Source organism: Enterobacter cloacae complex sp. IR5459 (genome assembly GCF_049238005.1).
Classification (GTDB): Bacteria; Pseudomonadota; Gammaproteobacteria; order Enterobacterales; family Enterobacteriaceae; genus Enterobacter; species Enterobacter hormaechei_C.
The window spans coordinates 1-1,690 of the sequence record NZ_JBMKIG010000054.1 but is presented as its reverse complement, the minus strand read 5'-3'; the positions used below and the strand labels follow the sequence as shown (position 1 = coordinate 1,690).

Below are 1,690 nucleotides of genomic sequence, written 5' to 3'. Positions count from 1 at the left end.
CGGCGTTAGATGCACTAAGCACATAATTGCTCACAGCCAAACTATCAGGTCAAGTCTGCTTTTATTATTTTTAAGCGTGCATAATAAGCCCTACACAAATTGGGAGATATATCATGAAAGGCTGGCTTTTTCTTGTTATCGCAATAGTTGGCGAAGTAATCGCAACATCCGCATTAAAATCTAGCGAGGGCTTTACTAAGCTTGCCCCTTCCGCCGTTGTCATAATCGGTTATGGCATCGCATTTTATTTTCTTTCTCTGGTTCTGAAATCCATCCCTGTCGGTGTTGCTTATGCAGTCTGGTCGGGACTCGGCGTCGTCATAATTACAGCCATTGCCTGGTTGCTTCATGGGCAAAAGCTTGATGCGTGGGGCTTTGTAGGTATGGGGCTCATAATTGCTGCCTTTTTGCTCGCCCGATCCCCATCGTGGAAGTCGCTGCGGAGGCCGACGCCATGGTGACGGTGTTCGGCATTCTGAATCTCACCGAGGACTCCTTCTTCGATGAGAGCCGGCGGCTAGACCCCGCCGGCGCTGTCACCGCGGCGATCGAAATGCTGCGAGTCGGATCAGACGTCGTGGATGTCGGACCGGCCGCCAGCCATCCGGACGCGAGGCCTGTATCGCCGGCCGATGAGATCAGACGTATTGCGCCGCTCTTAGACGCCCTGTCCGATCAGATGCACCGTGTTTCAATCGACAGCTTCCAACCGGAAACCCAGCGCTATGCGCTCAAGCGCGGCGTGGGCTACCTGAACGATATCCAAGGATTTCCTGACCCTGCGCTCTATCCCGATATTGCTGAGGCGGACTGCAGGCTGGTGGTTATGCACTCAGCGCAGCGGGATGGCATCGCCACCCGCACCGGTCACCTTCGACCCGAAGACGCGCTCGACGAGATTGTGCGGTTCTTCGAGGCGCGGGTTTCCGCCTTGCGACGGAGCGGGGTCGCTGCCGACCGGCTCATCCTCGATCCGGGGATGGGATTTTTCTTGAGCCCCGCACCGGAAACATCGCTGCACGTGCTGTCGAACCTTCAAAAGCTGAAGTCGGCGTTGGGGCTTCCGCTATTGGTCTCGGTGTCGCGGAAATCCTTCTTGGGCGCCACCGTTGGCCTTCCTGTAAAGGATCTGGGTCCAGCGAGCCTTGCGGCGGAACTTCACGCGATCGGCAATGGCGCTGACTACGTCCGCACCCACGCGCCTGGAGATCTGCGAAGCGCAATCACCTTCTCGGAAACCCTCGCGAAATTTCGCAGTCGCGACGCCAGAGACCGAGGGTTAGATCATGCCTAGCATTCACCTTCCGGCCGCCCGCTAGCGGACCCTGGTCAGGTTCCGCGAAGGTGGGCGCAGACATGCTGGGCTCGTCAGGATCAAACTGCACTATGAGGCGGCGGTTCATACCGCGCCAGGGGAGCGAATGGACAGCGAGGAGCCTCCGAACGTTCGGGTCGCCTGCTCGGGTGATATCGACGAGGTTGTGCGGCTGATGCACGACGCTGCGGCGTGGATGTCCGCCAAGGGAACGCCCGCCTGGGACGTCGCGCGGATCGACCGGACATTCGCGGAGACCTTCGTCCTGAGATCCGAGCTCCTAGGGATCGCCTCAGAAAACGGAAAATAAAGCACGCTAAGCCGTAAGTAAGCGTGCTCCTGTGAAAGCCACAGCTAAAACTGCGTAGTACACAT

Annotated in this window: 3 protein-coding genes; all 3 read left to right on the top strand. The window is 57.8% G+C overall.

Going from position 1 to position 1,690, the window contains the following annotated elements:
* Positions 1-113: 113 nt before the first annotated feature.
* The 3 genes from ACOTX4_RS25845 to ACOTX4_RS25835 all read left to right on the top strand — a co-directional run bounded on the left by ACOTX4_RS25845 (position 114) and on the right by ACOTX4_RS25835 (position 1,625).
* Positions 114-461: a quaternary ammonium compound efflux SMR transporter QacE delta 1 gene (locus tag ACOTX4_RS25845; RefSeq protein WP_000679427.1), complete on the top strand. Its 348-nt coding sequence runs from the start codon at positions 114-116 to the stop codon at positions 459-461.
* On the top strand, positions 455-1,294 hold the full coding sequence (gene sul1 / locus ACOTX4_RS25840; protein WP_000259031.1) for a sulfonamide-resistant dihydropteroate synthase Sul1: 840 nt from the start codon (positions 455-457) through the stop codon (positions 1,292-1,294). Before ACOTX4_RS25845 ends, sul1 begins: the two co-directional genes overlap by 7 nt.
* Positions 1,295-1,421: 127 nt before the next feature.
* Complete coding sequence (locus ACOTX4_RS25835; protein ID WP_000376616.1) at positions 1,422-1,625, top strand: hypothetical protein; 204 nt, start codon at positions 1,422-1,424, stop codon at positions 1,623-1,625.
* Positions 1,626-1,690: the final 65 nt, after the last annotated feature.

What these genes read in the sequence shown, in the direction of transcription:
- ACOTX4_RS25845 (WP_000679427.1), top strand. Translation starts at nt 114, where the DNA reads ATGAAAGGCTGGCTTTTTCTTGTTATCGCAATAGTTGGCGAAGTAATC.
- sul1 (WP_000259031.1), top strand. Translation starts at nt 455, where the DNA reads ATGGTGACGGTGTTCGGCATTCTGAATCTCACCGAGGACTCCTTCTTC.
- ACOTX4_RS25835 (WP_000376616.1), top strand. Translation starts at nt 1,422, where the DNA reads ATGGACAGCGAGGAGCCTCCGAACGTTCGGGTCGCCTGCTCGGGTGAT.